Annotated in this window: 19 protein-coding genes and 1 pseudogene; 9 read left to right on the forward strand and 11 right to left on the reverse strand. The window is 75.5% G+C overall.

Translation table 11 applies throughout. From position 1 onward, the window contains the following. The first annotated feature begins 50 nt into the window (after positions 1–50). Positions 51–1,109, forward strand: coding sequence for a Gfo/Idh/MocA family oxidoreductase (locus OG767_RS17535; RefSeq protein WP_405089536.1), 1,059 nt, complete (start codon positions 51–53; stop codon positions 1,107–1,109). Here the strand turns inward: OG767_RS17535 and OG767_RS17540 are convergent. Then, positions 1,081–2,352 carry an MFS transporter gene (locus tag OG767_RS17540; protein ID WP_405089537.1) on the reverse strand — a complete coding sequence of 424 codons (1,272 nt, stop codon included), beginning with the start codon at positions 2,350–2,352 and terminating at the stop codon, positions 1,081–1,083. The two genes, OG767_RS17535 and OG767_RS17540, sit on opposite strands and share 29 nt — an antisense overlap. Before the next feature lie 193 nt (positions 2,353–2,545). Between OG767_RS17540 and OG767_RS17545 the strand changes: the two genes are divergently transcribed. Then, positions 2,546–3,727 carry an FUSC family protein gene (locus OG767_RS17545; RefSeq protein ID WP_405089538.1) on the forward strand — a complete coding sequence of 394 codons (1,182 nt, stop codon included), beginning with the start codon at positions 2,546–2,548 and terminating at the stop codon, positions 3,725–3,727. Between the two features lie 183 nt (positions 3,728–3,910). On the opposite strand, the gene OG767_RS17550 is transcribed toward OG767_RS17545, so the two are convergent. The 4 genes from OG767_RS17550 to OG767_RS17565 form a co-directional block, all read right to left on the reverse strand. Beyond that, complete coding sequence (locus tag OG767_RS17550) at positions 3,911–4,456, reverse strand: hypothetical protein (protein WP_405089539.1); 546 nt, start codon at positions 4,454–4,456, stop codon at positions 3,911–3,913. A gap of 82 nt (positions 4,457–4,538) precedes the next feature. Beyond that, positions 4,539–5,675 carry an RNA polymerase sigma factor gene (locus OG767_RS17555; protein ID WP_405094240.1) on the reverse strand — a complete coding sequence of 379 codons (1,137 nt, stop codon included), beginning with the start codon at positions 5,673–5,675 and terminating at the stop codon, positions 4,539–4,541. Positions 5,676–5,683: 8 nt separating this feature from the next. Continuing rightward, a complete protein-coding gene (locus OG767_RS17560) occupies positions 5,684–6,094 on the reverse strand; it encodes a YciI family protein (RefSeq protein WP_357306203.1) in 411 nt (136 codons plus the stop codon). Positions 6,095–6,405: 311 nt separating this feature from the next. Then, on the reverse strand, positions 6,406–6,822 hold the full coding sequence (locus OG767_RS17565; protein WP_405089540.1) for a DUF6069 family protein: 417 nt from the start codon (positions 6,820–6,822) through the stop codon (positions 6,406–6,408). A 171-nt stretch (positions 6,823–6,993) separates the two neighbouring features. On the opposite strand from OG767_RS17565, the gene OG767_RS17570 reads away from it, so the two are divergent. The 5 genes from OG767_RS17570 to OG767_RS17590 all read left to right on the forward strand — a co-directional run bounded on the left by OG767_RS17570 (position 6,994) and on the right by OG767_RS17590 (position 11,524). Beyond that, positions 6,994–8,100 (forward strand): sensor histidine kinase, encoded by a 1,107-nt coding sequence (locus tag OG767_RS17570; protein WP_405089541.1) that lies wholly within the window; start codon positions 6,994–6,996, stop codon positions 8,098–8,100. 112 nt (positions 8,101–8,212) lie between these two features. Continuing rightward, on the forward strand, positions 8,213–8,884 hold the full coding sequence (locus OG767_RS17575; RefSeq protein ID WP_405089542.1) for a response regulator: 672 nt from the start codon (positions 8,213–8,215) through the stop codon (positions 8,882–8,884). Between the two features lie 255 nt (positions 8,885–9,139). Further along, entirely contained in the window at positions 9,140–9,625 is a 486-nt protein-coding gene (locus tag OG767_RS17580; RefSeq protein ID WP_281941438.1) for a hypothetical protein, read from the forward strand. A 75-nt stretch (positions 9,626–9,700) separates the two neighbouring features. After that, positions 9,701–10,351, forward strand: coding sequence for a class F sortase (locus tag OG767_RS17585; RefSeq protein WP_405094241.1), 651 nt, complete (start codon positions 9,701–9,703; stop codon positions 10,349–10,351). Positions 10,352–10,426: 75 nt separating this feature from the next. Further along, the gene (locus tag OG767_RS17590; protein ID WP_405089543.1) at positions 10,427–11,524 is read left to right on the forward strand and encodes a magnesium and cobalt transport protein CorA; all 1,098 of its coding nucleotides are present in this window, start codon (positions 10,427–10,429) and stop codon (positions 11,522–11,524) included. Here the strand turns inward: OG767_RS17590 and OG767_RS17595 are convergent. Then, the gene (locus OG767_RS17595) at positions 11,466–12,230 is read right to left on the reverse strand and encodes a TetR/AcrR family transcriptional regulator (protein WP_405089544.1); all 765 of its coding nucleotides are present in this window, start codon (positions 12,228–12,230) and stop codon (positions 11,466–11,468) included. The genes OG767_RS17590 and OG767_RS17595 overlap by 59 nt on opposite strands. Positions 12,231–12,303: 73 nt before the next feature. On the opposite strand from OG767_RS17595, the gene OG767_RS17600 reads away from it, so the two are divergent. Further along, positions 12,304–12,534, forward strand: coding sequence for a hypothetical protein (locus OG767_RS17600; RefSeq protein WP_405089545.1), 231 nt, complete (start codon positions 12,304–12,306; stop codon positions 12,532–12,534). Positions 12,535–12,610: 76 nt separating this feature from the next. Here OG767_RS17600 and OG767_RS17605 read toward each other — a convergent pair whose 3' ends face one another. After that, on the reverse strand, positions 12,611–13,669 hold the full coding sequence (locus OG767_RS17605) for a phosphotransferase family protein (protein ID WP_405089546.1): 1,059 nt from the start codon (positions 13,667–13,669) through the stop codon (positions 12,611–12,613). Positions 13,670–13,846: 177 nt separating this feature from the next. On the opposite strand from OG767_RS17605, the gene OG767_RS17610 reads away from it, so the two are divergent. Further along, entirely contained in the window at positions 13,847–14,236 is a 390-nt protein-coding gene (locus OG767_RS17610) for a YchJ family protein (protein ID WP_405089547.1), read from the forward strand. A gap of 83 nt (positions 14,237–14,319) precedes the next feature. Here OG767_RS17610 and OG767_RS17615 read toward each other — a convergent pair whose 3' ends face one another. The 4 genes and pseudogenes from OG767_RS17615 to OG767_RS17630 all read right to left on the reverse strand — a co-directional run bounded on the left by OG767_RS17615 (position 14,320) and on the right by OG767_RS17630 (position 19,975). Continuing rightward, positions 14,320–16,182 carry a transketolase gene (locus OG767_RS17615; RefSeq protein WP_405089548.1) on the reverse strand — a complete coding sequence of 621 codons (1,863 nt, stop codon included), beginning with the start codon at positions 16,180–16,182 and terminating at the stop codon, positions 14,320–14,322. Between the two features lie 56 nt (positions 16,183–16,238). Beyond that, positions 16,239–17,576, reverse strand: coding sequence for an MFS transporter (locus OG767_RS17620; RefSeq protein ID WP_405089549.1), 1,338 nt, complete (start codon positions 17,574–17,576; stop codon positions 16,239–16,241). A gap of 567 nt (positions 17,577–18,143) precedes the next feature. After that, a pseudogene (locus OG767_RS17625) lies at positions 18,144–18,884 on the reverse strand (mechanosensitive ion channel family protein); the annotation flags it as partial. Positions 18,885–18,937: 53 nt separating this feature from the next. Then, complete coding sequence (locus OG767_RS17630; RefSeq protein ID WP_405089550.1) at positions 18,938–19,975, reverse strand: hypothetical protein; 1,038 nt, start codon at positions 19,973–19,975, stop codon at positions 18,938–18,940. Between the last annotated feature and the right edge of the window lies 1 nt (position 19,976).

Here is a 19,976-nt window from a genome sequence, read left to right on the forward strand (position 1 = left end):
CGCCGGGGACCCCGCCGCCCGGCGCCGCCGCGCCGCGTAGATTCGGCGGCATGACGCTGCGGGTGGGACTGCTCGGGTACGGCACGGCCGGGCGGGTCTTCCACGCCCCGCTCATCGCCACCACTCCCGGCCTACGGCTGGACGCGGTGGTGACCCGCGACCCGCAGCGCCGCGCGCAGGCCCAGGCCGACCACCCCGACGCCCGGGTCGTCGACGACGCGGACCACCTGTGGCGGGCCGCCGACCAGCTCGACCTGGTGGTGGTGGCCGCGCCGAACCGGCAGCACGTGCCGCTGGCCCGGGCCGCGGTGGCCGCCGGGCTACCGGTCGTGGTGGACAAGCCGCTCGCCCCGACCGGCGCGCAGGGCCGGGCGCTGCTGGCCGACGCCGAAACCGCCGGCGTGCCGCTCACCGTGTTCCAGAACCGACGCTGGGACGGCGACTACCGCACCGTGTGCCGACTGGTCGAGGCCGGCGAACTGGGCCGGGTCACCCGGTTCGAGTCACGGTTCGAACGGTGGCGGCCGACGATCAAACCGGGCTGGCGGGAGAGCGGCGCGCCCGACGACGCCGGCGGCGCGCTGTTCGACCTCGGCGCCCACCTCATCGACCAGGCGGTCCACCTGTTCGGGCCGGTGGAACACGTCTACGCCGAGGTGGACCGGCGGCGGCCCGGCGCCGAGGTGGACGACGACGCGTTCGTCGCGCTCACCCACGCCGGCGGCGTACGCTCGCACCTCTGGACGGGCGCGGTCACCGCGCAGTCCGGCCCCCGCTTCCGGGTGCTCGGCGACCGGGCCGCCTACACGAGCTGGGGCCTCGACCCGCAGGAGGCGGCGCTGCGCGCCGGCCGGCGACCCGACGAACCCGGCTGGGGCGCGGTCGACCCGCAACGGTACGGGCGGCTCGGCGCCGACGACGACCTGCGGGCCGTACCCACCGAACCGGGCCGCTACCCGGACTTCTACGCCCAGGTGGCGACCGCGCTGCGCGACGGCACACCGATGCCCGTCGACCCGGCCGACGCGGTCGCCGTGGTCGAACTGATCGAGCTGGCGCACGAGGCCGCCGCGCAGGGCCTCACGCTGCCGGTCCCCCCGCTGCGCTGACCGCCGGCCCGGGCGCCTCCGGGGCCGGCTCGGCGTACGCGGCGGCCACCGTCGCCCGGTCGAACACCCGCCACGTCGCGGCGATCACCACCACCGCCACCACGAACCCCACCCAGTACGGGGCGGTGATCCCGAACCGGGCCGCCACCACGCCACCCAGCAACGCGCCGACACAGTTGCCACCCGCCGCGAGGAACAACGTCGTGCTGCCCACCCGCCCCATCAACGCCGGCGGGGTGAGCCGCTGCCGCAGCGAGTTCGCCACGATGTTCCACAACGCGCTGTGCACGCCGAACGCGAACAACGCGAACCCGACCACCGCCGCGCTGCGCGACGCCGCCAACGCCAGGTGCAGACCGGCCTCCACCAGCAGACCCACCCGCACCGTCCAGGTGGCGGTCAGCGCGGCGATCAACCGGTCGCCGACCACCGAACCGAGCAGCCCGCCCACCGCCATGCAGGTGAACAACACGCCGTACCCGACCGGGCCGAGACCGAGCCGCTCGGTCGCCAGCAACACCAGCACCGCGACCGCGGCGGTCAGCGTGACGTTCAGCAACCCGATCAGCAGCGCCATGGTCCGCAGCAGCCGCTGCGACGACAACCAACGGAACCCCTCCGCCACCTCCGCCCGCACCGAACGCGCCCCGGCCGCCGCCGGCGCGCCCCGGTACGAACCGGCGAGCAGACCCACCAGCACGGCGCTGAGCGCGTACGTGCCGGCGTTCAGCGCGAACGGCACGGCCGCCGCCAACACGAACAGGAAACCACCGAGCGGGCCGGCGACCATGTTCTGCATCACCTGGGTGCCGCCGCTCAACCACCCGTTCGCCCGCTCCAGCCGGGCCCGCGGCACCACCGCCGGCAGCACCGCCTGCGCCGCGGTGCGGAACACCACCTCACCGGTGTTCACCACGAACAACACCACGTAGAGCAGCGCCACCCCGGCCCGACCCGCCAGCATCGCCGCGGCCAACGCGACAAGCGCGCCGACGCGTACCCAGTCGATGAGCACCATCAGCCGGCGCCGGTCCACCCGGTCGGCCAGCACCCCGCCGGGCAGCGCGAACAGCAGCCACGGCAACCACGAGACCGCCGCGCCCGCGGAGACCACCAGCGGATCGTCGGTCCGCGCCGCCACGTACAGCGGAGCGGCCACCGTGGCCGTGCCGCTACCCAACGCCGACAGCGTGCTCGCGGCCCACAGGCGGGCGAAGCGCCCGTCCAGCCGTTCCCCCGTCACGAAGCCGCAAGCTACCAGCCGCCCCGCCGAGCGGTTTAAGGCCGGGCCCCCTGTTAACGCCTCCGGTAGAGACGGGGCCCCACCTCACACGTGGGCGTGCTCTCGTTAGGACGCGGGCCGGTCGGGGTACCTGCGGGCGACGACCGGGCCGGCCCGGTGAACCCGACCGGTGCGACCAAGGTGAGGTACAGACATGCGGAACTGGGTGCGGGCCGCCGCCGGGCGGGTACGCCGGGACTGGGTGTCGGTGGTCGAGGCGACCGTGGCCGCCACCGTCGCCTGGGTCCTCGCCGCCCGGGTGATCGGCCACCCCGATCCGTTCTTCGCCCCGTCCGCCGCGCTCGTGGTGCTCGGCGAGACCCGGGGCAAGCGACTGCGGCAGACCATCGAGATCCTGCTCGGGGTGGCCGCCGGCATCCTGGTGGCCGACGTCGTCGTGCAGGCCCTCGGCCCGACCACCACCACCGTGTTCCTGGTCCTGGGCTGCACCCTCGGGCTGATGGTGGTGCTCGGCGCGAGCACCACGCTGACCGTACAGGCCGCCGTCTCGGCGTTGTACCTGGTCGTGGTGGCCGCGCCGAAGGGCAGCCTGATGCCGTTCCGGTTCGTCGACGCGCTGATCGGCGGCGCGGTGGCGATCGCGGCCAGCCAGTTGATCGTCGCCCGGGACCCGCTCGCGCCGCTGGTGGCCGAGGCCCGGCAGACCTTCACCGACCTGGCCGACCTGCTCGACCGGATCAACGACGCGCTGCGCCGGTGCGACGAGGACGCCGCCCGGGCGGCGCTGGAGCGGGCCCGCCAGGTGGACGACTGCGTGGATCGGCTGCGCGAGGCGGTGGCGGCCACCGGTGAGACGTTGCAACTACGGGTCCGCCGCCGCCGGCACATCGGCCAGGTCCGGGAGGTCGAGGCCACCACCCGGCAACTCGACTACGCCGCGCGCAACATCCGGGTACTGGCCCGCGCCGGGGTGCACCTGACCCGGCTGCACACCGCCACCCCACCCGAGCTGGCCCTGGCGATGAACGAACTCGCCGACGCGCTCCGCGCCGCCGGCGAGGCCATGGTGCACAGCCTGACCGGCGACGAGGACGCGACCGAGTGCGCCGAACGGGCCGACGCCGCCGCCCTGGAGGCGGTCCGCATCGCCGCGCAGTTGTTCGAGTCCCAGCCGCCCCTGCCCCTCATCATGATCATCGGGCAGATCCGGGCCACCGCCATCGACCTGCTGCGCGCGGTCGGCACCGACGACCCGGTCCTCGGCCGGGTCGACGAGGCCCTCGGCCTGCCGGAGTCACCCACCCCGCCGGGCGCCGACGGCCCGCCGGCGCCTCGCGCCGACCCCGGGACGACGCCGACCACAATGGCGGCATGACAGCGTCCACGGCCGGACGGCACCGGTGGCCGGAGCGCGGCGGTGGCCGGAGCGCGCCGATGGCCCGGCGGCACTGGTGGACCGCCGACATCCCGACGGCCGCCGCCGGCCGCGAAACGGCCGCCGGCGTGCGTCTCGCGGCCGGCGCGGGGCACTACCGGGCCGGCCGCGTCCCCGCTCAGCTCAGTCGGCCTCGGCGAGGGTGGGGATCGGCAGCGCGACCGGGTCGCCGGGACCGCCCGCCGGGACCGAGTGCGGCGGCGCCGGCCGGTCCACCACCGGTCGCCGCGAGTACAGCCGCCCCTGGCCGGCCGGACCGTTACGGCGGGACACCTCGACCGCCACCATCCGGATCGGCGCGGGCGGCGCGGTGAACCCGGGTACGCCCCAGCGCAACCAGATCGGGACGCGCCCGGCCCCGGCCTCGGCCAGCAGCTTCTCCACGGTCCGTCGACGGTCGGTGTGGTCGACCTCGACGACGACCGGCGGACGGTCCGGCCGGGCGCAGGCGACGTCGAGCACCGACTGCCGCCCGGACAGCGGCGGCGGCAACGGCACCACGCTCGCCGCCCGGCGGTAGACCCGCCAACCCTCGCCGGTCGCCCACTCGGCCACGGCGTCGACCAGCCGGGCGGTCACCTGGTCGGTGGTCAGATCCACGAAGGTCAGCCCGTCGAGTCGGTGCGCGAGGGACGCGGCCACCCGCTCGCCGTCCAGCCCCAGATCCATGCCCGCAGGCTAGCGTGCGACCGACCCGCCGACCCCTGCGGAGCGCACCCCCGAGAACCGGCCGGCGTCCACCCCGGGATGGTCACCGAGTGTTGAGGCGGGCGGCCTGGCGGATCAGGTGGTCACGCTCGGCCAGATTGGTCGCCCGACGAGCGGCCTCGGCGTAGAGGCGCGCCGCCGTCAACCGGTCACCGTCGCGTTCGTGCAGGTACGCGGCCACCGCCGCGTGCCGGGGCAGCGCCTCGTCCAGCGCCGCGAGCGCGGCCAGCCCGGCCCGCGGACCGTCCGCCTCGCCGACGGCGACCGCCCGGTTGAGCCGTACCACCGGACTGTCGGTCAGGCGCACCAGCTCGTCGTACCATTCCACGATCTGCACCCAGTCGGTCTCCGCCGCGGTGGGCGCGTCGGCGTGCAGCGCCGCGACGGCGGCCTGGGCCTGGAACTCACCCAGCCGGTCGCGGGCCAACGCCGACTGGAGGATCCGCACTCCCTCGGCGATCAGGCCGGTGTCCCAGCGGCGGCGGTCCTGCGCGGCCAGCGGCACCAGACTGCCGTCGGGCGAGGTCCGGCTGGCCCGGCGGGCGTGGTGCAGCAGCATGAGGGCGAGCAGCCCGGCCACCTCGGGATGGTCGATGGCGGCGGCGAGCTGTCGGGTGAGTCGGACCGCCTCGGCCGCCAGGTCGACGTCGCCGGAGTAGCCCTCGTTGAACACCAGGTAGAGCACGCGCAGCACGGTGGCGACGTCACCGGGCTGGTCGAACCGGACGCCGGACACGGTGCGCTTCGCGCGGCTGATCCGCTGCGCCATGGTCGCCTCCGGCACCAGGTAGGCCCGGGCGATCTGCCGGGTGGTGAGCCCGCCGACCGCACGCAGGGTGAGCGCCACCGCGGACGACGGGGTCAGCGACGGATGCGCGCAGAGGAAGTAGAGCCGGAGCGTGTCGTCGACCCCGGGCACCGGCCCGGGTGCCGGCTCCTCGTCGACGGCGTCCTCGCGCCGACGCCGGGCGGCGTCGGCGCGGGCCGTGTCGAGGAACCGGCGCCAGGCCACGGTGACCAGCCACGCCTTCGGCTCGCGCGGCGGGTCCGCCGGCCAGACGCGGAGCGCTTCGACCAGGGCGTCCTGCACGGCGTCCTCGGCCGTCGCGAAGTCGGCTCCGCGACGGACGAGGACGCCGAGGACGCCCGGGATGAGGCTGCGCAGCAGCACCTCGTCCATCGGTCGGGTCACTCCGTGATGGTGGGCGGCGCGGTCAGGAACGGGCGCAGCTCCAGCCACTCGCGGATCGGCTTGCCGCCCTGCCCCGGCGCGGCGGACAACTCCGCGGCCAGGTCGAGGGCGCGTTCGTGGCTGTCCACGTCGATCACCATCCAGCCGGCGATGAGGTCCTTCGTCTCGGCGAACGGACCGTCGGTGACCGGCGGGCGACCCTCGCCGTCGTAGCGCACGAACGTGCCCTCCGGGGCGAGCGCCTGCGAGTCGACGAACTCGCCGGTCTCCTCAAGGCGGGCCGCGAAGTCCTTCATGTACTGCACGTGCGCGGTCACCTCCTCCGGCGTCCACCGGTCCAGCAGCGGCATGTCGGTGACCGGGGTCGGGCCGCCACGGTAGTGCTTCAGCAGCAGGTACTTCGCCATGATGGGTCTCCTCGGTGCGGGTGCGGCCCATTCTGGCCGCGTTCACCCCGGGGACGGAGCCGGCCGCCGGTTCTCGACATCGGGGTCGGAAAATCTCCGTCCGCGAGCCGCCGTCGACCCGACCGCACTCTTCCTCACCTATCCGCTGTCCTCCCCCGCGGCGCTCGGGGGCCGGTTCACCGACCCCGGGAACCGGCCGTCGCTCGCGGCGATCCTGACCGGGCGTCACACCCCGTAGGGCATCCTAGGATCCTGGATCGAGGATCGGGTCGGGGTCGCCCACCCCCGTGCCGGCGACCCCGACCCGACGTTCAGCCGGCGGCGGTCCGCCGCAGCCCGGGCACCAGCACGGCGCCGGCCACCAGGTGCAGCACCAGCAGGGTCACCGTCGCCGGTCCACCCGCTCCCCCGCCCAGCGGACCGAGCAGGGACAGCAGCAGCACCAGCGCCGCGACCACGGTCCAGACGGCCCGGGCCCGCCCGGTGAAGCGCTCCAGCAGGGCCAGCAACGCCCAACCGGCCAGGCCGGCGAGCAGCGTGCTGACCGCGACGGCGAACGGCGTGACGCGCTGCTCGCCGGCACCGCTGCGCGCCACCAGCTCCACCCCGGCCAGCGGCACCGCGACGACCCAGCCCAGCAGCGTGGCGACGGTGGCGGCGAGCACGGTGAGCAGCCGGTCACGGCGACGGGCCGGACGGACGGTGGCGCTCGGGATCGTGGTCTCCATCGGTGCGTACCTCCCGGTCGGATCTTCTGGTGGAAACGCTAGGTCCGGCCGGGCACCGCGCGGATCACGCCGGGGAGCGGTTCCCGCCTCCGTCCCGGGACCCAGCGCCCTGCCGCATCTCCGTCTCCCGGCCGATGAACGGCGGTGGTCCGACGGCCTAGCATCCGGGGCATGAGGTGCCCGTCCCGGTCCCGGTCCGTGCTGCTGCTGATCGACGGCGGCATCGCCGCCGTCGTGTTCGGCGTGTCGCTGCTCGTGCTGCTGACGTCGGACACCCGCCCGACCACGCCGGGCGGCACCGCCGTCGCGGTCGGCCTCGCCGCGTGGCAGGCCAGCTGTCTGCTGTGGATCCGCTACCGACCCGGGTACGCGCTCGCGATGGCCGCGGCGGCCGGCGTGGGCCTGGAGGCGCTCTGCCCGGCGCTGGGCTGGCTCGGGCTGGTGGCCGCGCCGCTGTCCTACGTGGCCCGGCTGCGGCCGCCCCGGTTCTCGCTTGTCGGGCTCGGCCTGCTGCTGGCGCCCACGCCGTGGAAGCTGGTCACCGGTGACTGGCGGGACCTGCTGCTCGCGGTGACGGCGCTCGGCCTGAGCTGGTCGGTCGGCGAGTTGCTGCGCGCCCGGGAACAACGGCGCTGCGAGTGGGAGCGGCAGGTCCGCGCACGGGAACGGGAGCGGATCTCCCGCGAGCTGCACGACGTGGTCGCCCACCACGTGGCGGTGATCGCCGTGCAGGCCGTCGCCGCCGAGGACGTCTTCGACGAGCAGCCGGCGCAGGCGCGCGCCGCGCTCGGGTCCATCCACACGGCGGCCCGGGCCGCGCTCACCGAGCTGCGCGCCATGCTGCACGCGTTGACCGCCGACGACGGGACCGACCCGAACGGGCCGCAGCCCGGGCTGGCCCAACTCGACGCGCTGGTCGAGGCCGTGCGGGCGGTGGGGTTGCCGGTGACGCTGCGCCGGGAGGGCGACTGCGGGAAGCTGCCCGGCGGGGTGCAGCTCTCGGCGTACCGGATCGTGCAGGAGTCGCTGACCAACGCGCTGCGGCACGGGCACGCCACCCAGGCCGACGTCGACGTCCGGTACGACGACGGGGTGCTGCGGCTCGAGGTGGTCAACGACGGCTCGCCGCCGGCCCGCCGGCCCGGGACGACAGGTGGGCGCGGCATCGTCGGCATGCGGGAACGGGCCCGGCTGCTCGGCGGCACCCTCGACGCCGGCCCGCTGCCGACCGGCGGTTTCCGGGTGCACGCGCGGCTGCCGGTCGGCGCGGCCCGGTGAGCGCGAGGAGCGAGCCGGGGTTGCGAGCCCCGCAGTCGCGAACGAAGGATCCCGTGAGCGCGAGGAGCGAGCCGGGCCTGCGAGCCCCGCAGTCGCGAACGAAGGAGATCCGGTGACCGTGCGCGTGGTGGTCGTGGACGACCAGGAGCTGATCCGCGCCGGGCTGCGTACGGTGCTCGACGCGCGAGCCGACCTGACCGTGGTCGGCGAGGCCGCGGACGGCGTGGAGGCGGTGGCGGTGGCCACCCGGACCCGGCCCGACGTGGTGCTGATGGACGTACGGATGCCGCGGCGGGACGGCATCGCCGCCACCCGGGAGCTGGTGGCCGCCGGCAGTCCGGCCCGGATCGTCATGCTCACCACGTTCGACGTCGACGAGCACGTCTACGCCGCGCTGCGCGCCGGGGCGAGCGCCTTCCTGCTGAAGGACACCCGCCCGGCGGACCTGGCCGAGGCGGTACGGGTGGTGGCCCGGGGCGAGGCGCTGCTGGCGCCGACGGTGACCCGGCGGCTGCTGGACCGGTTCGCCGACCGGCTGCCCGGTCCGGCGCCCACCGCCGGGCGGGCCCTCGCCGCGTTGACCGCCCGCGAGGTGGAGGTGCTCACGCTGACCGCCCGTGCGCTGTCCAACGCGGAGATCGCCGAGCGGCTGCATGTGAGCACCGCGACCGTGAAGACGCATGTCTCCGCGATTCTCACCAAGCTGGGCCTGCGGGACCGGATCCAGGCGGTGGTTCTCGCGTACGACGTCGGGCTGGTCCGGCCGGAGCGGCCGGCCGGCTGAGCCGCGCCGGGCGCGCGGCGGCACGAACCTCGCGCGGCTCGGCTCGGCGTTTTGTCCGCCGCGGCGCCGCGTGTGCCGGCATGTCCGCCGTCCGGTGGCGGGAGGGGGGACACCGGACGGCAACGAAGATTTCTCAATTACCCCCAGTGACCGCCGCAACCCTCCTAGTGTTGGCCACACCGGTGCTCGTCACGGAGTTGGCCACCCGAACGACGTCCCACGCAGACAGCGGACGAAAAGTGAGGGAAGACGCGGATGAAGGCACAGTCAATTCTCGGATCGGCGGCGGTCGGCGTGGGTCTCGGCGCACTGCTGCTCCCGGCCGCCGCGCTGGCGGACACCAGAGTCTCACCCGCCACCACCCCGGTCGGCGGCACGGTAGTGCTCACCTCGACGTGCAACCCGAAGGCCGGTGACGCGATCTTCCGGGTCACCGGGCCGGACCGGGATCAGAACGTCAGGTCCACCACGGCCGCGGCGGGCGGCGGGCTGAGCGCGGAACTGTTCACCGCCGGGTTCACGCTCGGCACGTACACGGTGGCCACGACCTGCGGCGACGGCAGCGACGGCGGCAGCGCCACGTTCACCGTCACCCCGATCGGCGGCGCGCAGGCCGGCGCCGGTGGCCGGGACGGCGACACCGGAGTGCTGGTGGCGGGCGGCGCGCTGGCCGCCGGCGCGCTCGCCGGCGGGGCGTACGTCCTGGTCCGTCGCCGGCGCCGGGCCGGCGTCACCGCCTGACAGCTCGTCGAGTGGGTCGCCCGCGCCGGTCCGTCCGGCGCGGGCCCCGCGTCCTCGCCGGACGGAGGTAGGACCCTGTCCCCAGCAGCGCGTCGGGCGGGTGGGCCGTCGCGGGCCCGCACCGCCGCCGTCGTCACCGCCGTCACCCTGGCCGGGGCCACCGGCGCCGGGCTGCTCTCGGCCGGTCTCGGCAGCACCTCGGCGTCGCCGCCCCAACCGGGCGCGTCCGCCGCGCCGGCCACCGAGCGCCCCGGCGCCGCCGGTCCGGCACTCCCCCGCGCGGCACCGCTGCGGGTGGTCATCCCCCGCATCGGCGTCGACGCCGAGATCGTCGCGGTGGCCACCGACGACGACGGCGCGCTGGAGGTGCCGCCGCTGGAGCACCCGGAGGTCGCCGGCTGGTACCGGCCGGGTCCGGCGCCCGGGCAGGCCGGCAACGCGGTGCTGGTCGGGCACGTCGACTCCACCCGCGGGCCGGCGGTCTTCTTCGACCTCGGCCGGCTGCGTCCCGGCGACACCGTCCGGGTGGTCCGGGCCGACGGCCGGACCGCGGCGTTCACCGTGGACGGTGTCGGCGCGTACCCCAAGGCGCGTTTTCCCACCGAGCGGGTGTACGGCGGCGGCGCGGCGGCCCGGCTGCGGTTGATCACCTGCGGTGGTCGGTTCGACCCGCGCACCGGCAGTTACCCCGACAACATCGTGGTGTTCGCCACCGCCGCCGGTTGACCCGGGCCGGGTCCCACCGCCGCACCGCCGGGCCGTACGGTAGGCCGTCGGTTTCCCGGCGGGCGGAGGTGTGCGGTGGACCGGATCCGGTGGCGGGAACGGCTGCCCGGCGTCGTCGGGCGCCTGCTCGGACGCGACCGTCCGGTGGGCGGGAAGCGTCCACGCCGGACCAACCCCGACGCGGTGGTCGACTGCGCGGTCTACGTCGCCGGGCGGCGGGAGCCGGGTCGGCCGCACTACGCCGACGCGTACGCCCGGGCCCGCCACGGCCGCCGCGCGTTCGTCTGGCTCGGGTTGCACGAGCCGGGCGCGGCGGTGATGGCCGCGGTCGGCCGGACGTTCGGTCTCGACGAGGCGGCGGTGGAGCAGGCGCTCGCCGACGGGCACCGGCCCACCGTGCGGCGCCTCGGTGACGTGACGCTGCTGGTGCTGCGCAGCGCTGGCTACGTCGAGCACGGCGAGCTGACTGCCACCTCGGAGGTGGTTGACACCGGGGACGTGCTGGTGTTCCTCGGCGACCGCTTCGCGCTGACCGTCCGGCACGGCGCCACCGGCGCGCTCGCCCCGGTGCGCGAGGCGGTGCAGCGCCGCCCCGACGTGCTCGCCCAGGGGCCCTGGGCGGTGGCGTACGCGGTCTGTGCCCGGATGGTCGAGCTGTACGGGGAGGTCGCCGAGCACCTGGAACGTGATCTGGAACGGGTCGAGGAGAGCGTCTTCGCCCGCGAGCACGGTGCCGACATCCAGCACCTCTACCAGCTCAAACGGGAGGTGGTCGAGTTCAAGCGGGCGGTGCTGCCGTTGAGCGCCCCGCTGCGCGCGCTGCTGGACCCGTCCGACGCCGGCCCGCCGACCGCGCTGCGGTCCCGGTTCGCCGCGGTGGCCGACGACCTGGCCCGGGTGGTCGAGCGGATCGGCGCCTACGACGAGTTGCTCACCTCGCTGGTCCAGTCCCGGCTGGCGCAGCTCGCGGTGGAACAGAACGACGACATGCGCAAGATCGCGTCGTGGGCGGCGATCGCCGCCTCGCAGACCGCGGTGGCCGGCGTGTACGGGATGAACTTCGCGCACATGCCGGAGCTGCACTGGCGGTACGGCTACGGTGGCGCGCTGCTGCTCATGGCGACGCTGGCGGTGACGCTGCACCGGTTGTTCCGCCGCTCCGGCTGGCTCTGACCGGCCGTGTCCACCGCGGTTCGGGCGGTGTGCCGGGCCCGGCCGCGGCCCGGAGCAGGCCGGTGAGGCCCTCCTCGAACAGCAGGTCGTCGCTCCACCGGCCGTCGTCGAGGTGCCCGGAGGCGGTCAGCGTCGGATAGGCGTCGGCGCTCGCCGCCACGTGGGCGCGGGCGGCGGCCCGCGCGTCGGGGTGCGCGGTCCGGCGCCAGGTGGCCTCGGTCAGCGACGCGCCGATGACGTAGTTGGCCAGCATCCGGGTGACCACCGCGAGCTGACGGCCGTGGCAACCGCCGCGCACCAGCGTGGCCTGGAGGAACTCGGTGCGGGCCAGCACGTTGGGGCCGAGCATCGGCCGACCGACCAGCCCCGGCGCCCAGGGGTGGTCGAGCATCACGGCGCGCCACGCGCGGACGAGAGCCCGGACGTCCTCCCGCCAGTCGTCGCTGACCGGCGGGACCGGCACCTCGCCGAAGATCCGGTCGACGGCCAGGTCCAGGACGTCGTCCCGGGTCCGCACGTGCCAGTAGAGCGCGGTGGGCGTCACGTCGAGGCGCTCGGCGAGGCGGCGCATCGTCAGCCCGTCGACGTCGTGCCGGTCCAGGAGCGCCACCGCCGCCTCCACGATGTGCTCCCGGGTCAGCGGCGGTCTGCGGCGCGCCCGGGTCGGCTCCGTCCGGAGCCACACCGGCGGCTGGGTGGCGGTCACGACGCCATCATAACCAGTGGACAGCCAACTTAACGACGGTAAATTGGCTGAACATCGACTGAGGAGGTCCGCCATGCCTCTGCTGCGCGTCCAGCTCGACACCGACCCGACCACCGCCCGCCGCGTGCTGCTCCTGCACCGCCAGGGCAAGGCCCATCACGAGTCGCGGGAGGCGGCCCGGCAGCAGGTGTGGCGTCAGGGCCGCACCCCCGCCGGCGAGCCGGTCTTCGTCGGCGTCACCAACGGCCGCCGCCACCTACGGTTGCTCTACGACATCGAGGTCCATGTCGACACGGTCCCGTGAGCGGTCGCCGGACGGGTGGCGTGCCTACGCACCGCCGTCCCGGCGGCGGACGAGGCCGGGCTCCGCCGGCCGGTGGTCAACCGAGCGGCCCGGACAGGTCGGCCAGCTCGGCGTCGAGCAACTCGGCCAGCCGTGCCACCCGGCCCGGGTCCGACGCCGCGGTGATGCCACGGCTGGGCATCTCCACGGTCATCAACAGATACAGGTGCAGCCGGTAGAGGCTGAGCCGCCGCCGCACCGCCGCGTCGAACGGGAACGGCGCCACCGCCCGGTACGCCCGCACCAGCGGATCGTCCGGCTCGTCCTCGGCGCGGCGGAACAGCAGCGGCGAAACCAGGTCCAGCAGCGGATCGCCCCACAGGTACCGTTCCCCGTCGACCAGGCCGCTGAGTCGGGGCGTACCGTCCGGGCCCTCGACCGCCAGCACGTTGCCCGCCCAGCCGTCCACGTGCAGCAGCGCCGGGCGGCGGACCGCGTCGAGGACTGCCGCGTGCCGGGCGACCGACGCCCGGATCCGGGACGTGGGCAGCGGCACCGCCCAGTCCGCCGCGTCGGCGAGCAGGTCGTCCACCATCGCGAGGTACGCGCCCCGCCAGGTGGAAGCGGCGGCCCGACCGCCGTCATAGCCGTACCGTCCGCTGTCGTCGTGCCGTCCGCCGTCGCCGTACCGTCCGCCGTCGCCGTACCGTCCATCGGGCACGGCGTGCAGGGCGGCCAGCGCGCGGCCGAATTCCGCCCGCAGCGGGGCGACGTCCGCGCCGGCCCGGGTCAGGTCCCACAGGGTACGGCCGGGCAGGCGCGCCGTGAGCAGCCAGTCGCCCAGCTCGGGATGGCGTCCGTGGTGCAGCAGCGGCGGCACCGGCACTGCCGGCGCGCGGTCGGCCACCAGCCGTAGGTAACGCGCCTCCGCCCCGATCATGTCGCGCTCGTAGCGCAGCAGTGGCACGCCCGGCGGTGGGCCGACCTTGAGCACCACCTCACGCCCGTCGGTGAGGCGTACCCACCAGACCGCGGCGAACCCGCCGCCGGTCAGCGGACCGCAGGCCGCGACCTCGCCGGCCGGCCCGAGCGAGGCGGTCAGGTAGTGGCGGACCTGCTCCGGGTCGAGGTCGCGCCGGGTCGGACTGCCACTCATGGTGCCTCGGACACTAGTGCGCCGCTCCAGCCCTCGCTGCCCCCTCCGGGCGCCGGTCGGCGGGTAAGGAGGGGGCCCCGCTTAACGCATCCGGTAGAGGAGGGCGCCCCGCTTGACATGCCGGTGTTAAGCGGGGCCCTCTGCTTGCACCTGTCGGCGGCGGGTGAGAATCGGGGGATGGCGAAACGGAACACCGCCTGCCCGTGCGGGTCGGGCCGGCCGTACGAGGACTGCTGCGCCCCCGTACACCGGGGTGTCGCGACGGCGGCCACCGCCGAGGCGTTGATGCGGTCCCGGTTCAGCGCGTTCGCGCTCGGTGACGCCGACTACCTGCGGCGCAGTTGGCACTCCGGCACCCGGCCCGATCGGCTGGAGCTGGACCCGGGCACCCGGTGGACCCGGCTGGAGGTGGTGGAGACCGGGCAGGGCGGCCTGTTCGACAGCACCGGCACCGTGCGGTTCCGGGCCCACTACCGGGAGGGTGGCCGACCCGGCGTGCTGACCGAGCACAGCCGCTTCGCCCGGGAGGACGGCCGGTGGGTCTACGTCGACGCGCTGCCCGGGTGACGATGCCGGCGCGCCGGCCCACGCGTGTTAAGCGGGGCCCCCTGTTATGCAGAATGCGTTAACAGGGGGCCCCTCCTTACACCTCAGGCGAGGGCGCGGGCGGCGGCGACGACGGCGTGCACGCCGATGCCGGCGCGGTCGAGTTGCTGGGTCGGGGTGCCGGAGCCGGGCAGTCCGCGTACCGCGAGGTGCTGGACGCGCACCGGGTCGGCCCGGTCCGCCAGCGCCTCCAGCACGGCCGAGCCGAGCCCGCCCTCGGGGTAGTGGTCCTCGACCACCACGAGCCGGCCGCCGGTGTCCCGCGCGGTCTCCAGCAGGCGTTCCCGGTCGACCGGCTTGATCGAGTAGAGGTCGACGACCCGGGCGTCGATCCCCTCCCGGGTCAGCTCGTCGGCGGCGGCCAGACAGACGTGCACGGTGACGCCGGTGCCGAGCAGCGCCACGTCGGCGCCGTCGCGTACCACCCGGCTGCCGCCGATCGGGAACGCCTCGCCGTGCTCGTAGAGCACCGGGTACGCGCCGCGGGTGGTGCGCAGGTAGCTGACGCCCGGCCGGTCCGGCAACTGGGCGACAAGCGCCGCGCAGGAGACCGCGTCGGACGGGCACAGCACCGTGGAGCCGGGGACCGCGCGCAGCGCGGCGATGTCCTCCAACCCCATCTGGGAGGGCCCGTCCGGGCCGATCTCCACGCCGGCGTGCGAGCCGACCAGGGCGATGTCGGCGCGGGAGACGCCGGCCATCCGGATGAAGTCGTAGGCGCGGGACCAGAACGCGGCGAACGTGGCCGCGAACGGCCGCCGGCCGCGGACCGCCAGGCCCACGGCGGCGGCGACGAGCTGCTGCTCGGCGATGAACATCTGGAAGAACCGGTCGGGGTACGCGTCGGCGAAGCGCTCGGCCCGGGTGGAGTCGGCGACCTCGCCGTCGAGCGCGACCACGTCCGGCCGGGCGGCGCCGAGCGCGCGCAGCGCGTCCCCGTACGCGTCCCGGGTGGCGACCTTCGCGCCGCGCGCGTAACGGGGCAGGTCGGGTTGTCCGGGCGCGGCCCCGGTGGCGCGTGGCGCGGCGGGCGGGCGTGGCCCGGTGACCCGGATCCGGGTCGGCCCGCCGAGCGCCCGCACCGCCCGGTCGGCCAGCTCGGGGTCGAACGCCTTGCCGTGCCAGGACGGGTCGTCCTCGACCTCGGGCACGCCCTTGCCCTTGACGGTGCGGGCCAGCACCACGGTCGGGCCGGTGGCGTCCCGGGCCTGCCGGTACGCGTCGTCGACCGCGCCGAGGTCGTGGCCGTCGACGACGATCGCCCGGCAGCCGAACGCCTCGACCCGCCGACGGTAGGTGTCCAGGTCCCACTCCAGTTCGGTCGGGCCGCGCTGGCCGAACCGGTTGACGTCGACGATCGCGGTGAGGTTGCGCAGGCCGTAGTGGCCGGCCTTGTCCAGCGCCTCCCAGACCGAGCCCTCGGCCGTCTCGCTGTCGCCGCAGAGCACCCAGACGTGGGCGGTCGACCGGTCGAGGTACTGGGCGGCGAGCGCCACGCCCACCCCGACCGGCAGGCCCTGGCCGAGCGAGCCGGTGGCGACGTCCACCCAGGGCAGGACCGGGGTGGGGTGGCCCTGGAGACGCGACCCGGCGCGGCGGTACGTCTCCAGCAGCTCCTGCTCGCTGATCGCTCCGACGGCCCGGAACACCGCGTACAGCAGTGGCGAGGCGTGGCCCTTGGAGAAGATCAGGTGGTCGTTGCCGGGGTTGCCCGGGTAGGACCAGTCGTAGCGCAGGTGCCGGGCGACCAGCACGGCGAGCAGGTCGGCGGCGGAGAGGCTGGAGGTGGGGTGGCCGGAGCCGGCCATGGTGCTGCACCGGATCGCGTCCACCCGTAGCTGGGCTGCCAGCTCCGCCAGCCCGCTGAGGTCCTCGTCGCGCAGTGTGCGCTCTGCTTCCAGGGTCACCGCAATCGTCTCCCGCGGTCGGTCGGGTCCGCCACTCACCGTAATGGCGAATGCGGCTATTGTTCCTTTTTCCAGCGAGTCACCCCCCGTCCGGTGAGCAACCAGAACGCCACCCCCAGGTACGGCAGCACGGCCACCGCGAACGCGGCCGGGTTGCCGAGCGCACCGGCGAGCAGGCCGTACCCGGCGTAGCAGGCGACGGTGGTCAGGTCGGTGGCCATGCCGGCCAGCGAGGTGACCGTGGCCCGGGCGTCGCCGGTGATCCGCGCCTGCAACCGCGCGTCGGCGAGCACGGTGGCGAGCTGGAACGCGGCGAACGCGACCGCCAGCAGCAGGAACCCGGCCGGGTGGCGCAGCAACGCCCCGGCCGCCGTCGCCACCGCCGCGACCACCAGCAGGCCGGCGTACCCGCGGTGCGACAGCCGCTCGCCCAGCGGGGCGAGCAGCCCGCCCACGCTCATCCCGCCCCACACCAGCAGGAGCAGCAGCGGCACGGCCGCCTCGGCGACGCCGGTGTCGCGGGCCAGCAGCCCGGTGTACTCGTCGAGTCCGCCCCAGATCGCCGCCACGGCGGCGACCAGCAGCACGGCGGCGCGGACCGCGCGGTCTGCCCGCACCTCGGCCAGCCCGCCGCGCAGGCTCTCCCGCCAGCCGGGCTCGTCCTCGGTCGCGTCCTCGCCCGGGCCGGCGCCGAAGGCGGTCTCCCCCGGGCCGCCACCGGAGGCGGTCTCCCCCGGGCCGCCACCGGAGGCGGTCTCCCCCGGGCCGGCAACGGCCGGCGCCGGTCGGTCGGTTGCCGGCGCGGTGACCGGTGCCCGGCGCTCCGGCAGGCGCGCCGCGACGGCGGCGGCGAGCAGGCAGGTCAGCACGCTTGCCGCACCGACCGCGAGGTAGCCGCCGAGCGCGAACACCGGGCCGGCGAGCACCCCGGAGCCGACCGCGCCGAACACCTCGGCGGTGCGGGCGCGACCGATCAGGCGGGCGTACCGGTCGGCCGCGCCGAGACGGTCCAGCTCGGTGAAGACCAGCGCCTCCAGCGCGCCGGAGCGCAGTGCGCCGCCCGCGCCCCAGAGCAGGAAGCCGACGGCGAACGCCGGGTACGACGGCAGCAGCACCCAGAGCGCGAAGCCGGCGGCGGTGAGCAGCGGCGCCAAACAGAGCAGCAGCCGCCGGGACAACGCGTCGGCCCACGCGCCGGACGGGATCTCCAGCAGGATGCCGGCGGCCGACCAGAGGACGAACAGCGAGGAGATCTGCCCGACCGACAGCCCGGTGTCGGCGAACAGCAGGACGTAGAGCGGGTACAGCAGGACGAGGTCGGTGAGGAACGCGTAGCCGTAGAGCGTCGCCGCCAGTCGGCGGGTCGCGGGCACGCGGGCAGGAGCGACGAGCATGGGGCCTTCCCACGGGACGTGACGGACACCGGTCGGAGTGCACGGTGTCCGCGGCGGCCCGCGGCCTCGTCGGTCAGGAGGGGATCACCATCGCCAGGTCATACCGACGATCCTAACCGGACTCCGCGTTCGACGAACACGCGGAGCTGCGCCCACCCTCGAGCGGCCGGCGGCCGGGCGAGCGCCCCTACCCCGGCTGACCACGCGCCGGGGCGGGACCCGCATCGGGTCCCGCCCCGGGTTCGTGCGCTCGGCTCAGCGGCGGAACTTGTCCACGTCGGCCGACGGGATGACCATCGTCGCCTCGCTGTCCGCCGCCTGCTCGGCGGTCGGCTGGCGCGGCGCGGCCGGCGGCGTGCGCCCGGAGTCGCCGAGCGGCGGGATCACCTGGGTGGCGTCCTCGGCGCCCGGGGCCGGCACCGGCTGGGTCGGCTCGGCGGCACCCGCGTACGCCGGCACCTGCTGCGTCGGCTCGGCGTCCCGGGACACCGGCTGGGTGCGGTCCGCCTCGGCGTCCCCGGCCACCGGCCGGGGGGTCAGCTCGGCCTCGCGGTACGGGTCGGTGGTGGCGAGCCGGGCCTCGACGTCACGCCGGCCGGCCTGGTAGGCGCGGGCGTGCGTGGCGATGGTCCGGGACTCCTCCTCGGCCCGGGTCAGCCAGCTCTCCCAGCGGCTCTGCATCGGCCGGACCAGACCGCCGCCGACACCCACCACCAGGATGCCGCCGACGGTGGCGAGCACCGCGATCAGCACCGGCGTGGTCACCGCGGTGGCGACGCCGATCTGGTTGAGCGCGGCGATCACGCCGAGGCCGAGGATGAACACCGAGGCGAGGTTGGCCAGCACCCGGCCGTAGGAGAGGCCGCCGAGCGCGCTGGAGATGATGTCCTTCACCGCGCGGGCGATGGCCGCGGCCACCACCACGATGACGATCGCGACGAACGCCCGCGGCAGCCAGGCGACCACCATGGCGATCAGGTCGGAGATCGGGTTGGGCCCCCAGATGCCGAACGCGAGCTGGAGCGTGACCAGCAGCACCGCGTAGTAGGCCAGCTTGGCGACGATGTCGCTGGCGTCGTACTTCGAGCGGGCCAGCGCGGTCTTGATGCCGCCGCGCTCGACCGCCCGGTCGAAGTGCACCCGCTCCAGGACCTTGTCCACCAGCTTCAGCACCGCCTTGGCGATCAGCCAGCCGGCGACCAGGATCGCGACGAACGCGACCGCCTTGGGCAGGAAGAGCATCACCGAACGGAACGCGTCGCCCACCGCGTCACCGAAGTTGTCTTTCATCGAAGGGCCTCCACGCATGGGTTCAGATTCATCCCGGGTGGGCCTACCCTGGGCGGCGCGCGGGGAAACGCTCAGCCGCCGGGGCAGCGGTAGCTGACCCGCGTACCGGCCTGCACCGGCGTCGGTTCGACGATGTTGACGGTGGCGGTCCCGGTCGTGGCGCCGACGCCGCTGAACGTCCACCTGAGCGTGAGCGTCGCGGTCCGCTGGCCGCTGCCGACCCGTTCGGCGAGCAGCGCGCCGGGCGGCGCGTCGGAACGGAACCACTGGTAGCGGATCGTGCCGGCGCGCCCGTTGGTGCGTACCGTGGCGACGACGTCGACGGTCACGTCGCAGGCCACCCCGGCCGGTCGGGGCACCGCCACCGCGACCTGTTCGATCTCCAACGGTCGCAGCCGCTGCCACAGGTAGAGCCCGACGGTCACCAGCAACGCGGCGGTGAGCAGCGTGGACAGCACCGAGACGACGCGGCGCCAGACCGGGCGCGGCGGGCGGGCCGGCGACGCGGCCGGCCAGGCCGGGGCCGGCGGCGGCGTCGCCGGCACGCCCGGGCCGAAGCGCAGCTCGCCGCCGGGCGCGGGCGCCGGAACGCCGCTCACCGCCCGCGCGTCCACAGTCGTCTCCCGGTACGCCCCGGCGGTCGCCCCCGCCGTCGGCCCGGTCGGTCCGGTGGCCGTCGGCAGGTACCCGGTGGTCGGCTGCCCCCCGGCCGACCACGGCCCGGTCCGGTGCACGGTCGACTCCGCTCCGCCGGCAGTGGCGCCGCCGAGGTACACGGTCGACTCTCCGCCGCCGACGGTGCCACCGCCGAAGTGCACGGTCGGCTCCGCGCCGCCGGCGGTGCCACCGCCGAAGTACACGGTCGACTCCCCGTCGACCGGCCCGGACGCGGCGGGGCCGGCGAGGTGTGCCGTCGCGTCGGCTGCCGCGGGCGGGCGCGCGGGGTGCGTGGTCGGCTGCCAGGCCGGGTCGACGCCCAGGGGCGCGGTGGCGTCCGCGTCGACCGGCGGCCGGGGCGGGACGAGGTGGACGGTGGGCTCGTCCCGGGCCGGTTCGGCGGGCAGGGCGCGGGTGGGCAGCGCCTCGGTGGGCTCCTCCGGCCGGGTCACG

Source organism: Micromonospora sp. NBC_01392, assembly GCF_045040125.1.
Classification (GTDB): domain Bacteria; phylum Actinomycetota; class Actinomycetes; order Mycobacteriales; family Micromonosporaceae; genus Micromonospora.

What these genes read in the sequence shown, in the direction of transcription:
- OG767_RS17570 (WP_405089541.1), top strand. Translation starts at nt 6,994, where the DNA reads ATGAGGTGCCCGTCCCGGTCCCGGTCCGTGCTGCTGCTGATCGACGGC.
- OG767_RS17580 (WP_281941438.1), top strand. Translation starts at nt 9,140, where the DNA reads ATGAAGGCACAGTCAATTCTCGGATCGGCGGCGGTCGGCGTGGGTCTC.
- OG767_RS17620 (WP_405089549.1), bottom strand. Translation starts at nt 17,576, where the DNA reads ATGCTCGTCGCTCCTGCCCGCGTGCCCGCGACCCGCCGACTGGCGGCG.
- OG767_RS17555 (WP_405094240.1), bottom strand. Translation starts at nt 5,675, where the DNA reads ATGGACGAGGTGCTGCTGCGCAGCCTCATCCCGGGCGTCCTCGGCGTC.
- OG767_RS17565 (WP_405089540.1), bottom strand. Translation starts at nt 6,822, where the DNA reads ATGGAGACCACGATCCCGAGCGCCACCGTCCGTCCGGCCCGTCGCCGT.
- OG767_RS17600 (WP_405089545.1), top strand. Translation starts at nt 12,304, where the DNA reads ATGCCTCTGCTGCGCGTCCAGCTCGACACCGACCCGACCACCGCCCGC.
- OG767_RS17605 (WP_405089546.1), bottom strand. Translation starts at nt 13,669, where the DNA reads ATGAGTGGCAGTCCGACCCGGCGCGACCTCGACCCGGAGCAGGTCCGC.
- OG767_RS17535 (WP_405089536.1), top strand. Translation starts at nt 51, where the DNA reads ATGACGCTGCGGGTGGGACTGCTCGGGTACGGCACGGCCGGGCGGGTC.
- OG767_RS17550 (WP_405089539.1), bottom strand. Translation starts at nt 4,456, where the DNA reads ATGGATCTGGGGCTGGACGGCGAGCGGGTGGCCGCGTCCCTCGCGCAC.
- OG767_RS17560 (WP_357306203.1), bottom strand. Translation starts at nt 6,094, where the DNA reads ATGGCGAAGTACCTGCTGCTGAAGCACTACCGTGGCGGCCCGACCCCG.
- OG767_RS17610 (WP_405089547.1), top strand. Translation starts at nt 13,847, where the DNA reads ATGGCGAAACGGAACACCGCCTGCCCGTGCGGGTCGGGCCGGCCGTAC.
- OG767_RS17545 (WP_405089538.1), top strand. Translation starts at nt 2,546, where the DNA reads ATGCGGAACTGGGTGCGGGCCGCCGCCGGGCGGGTACGCCGGGACTGG.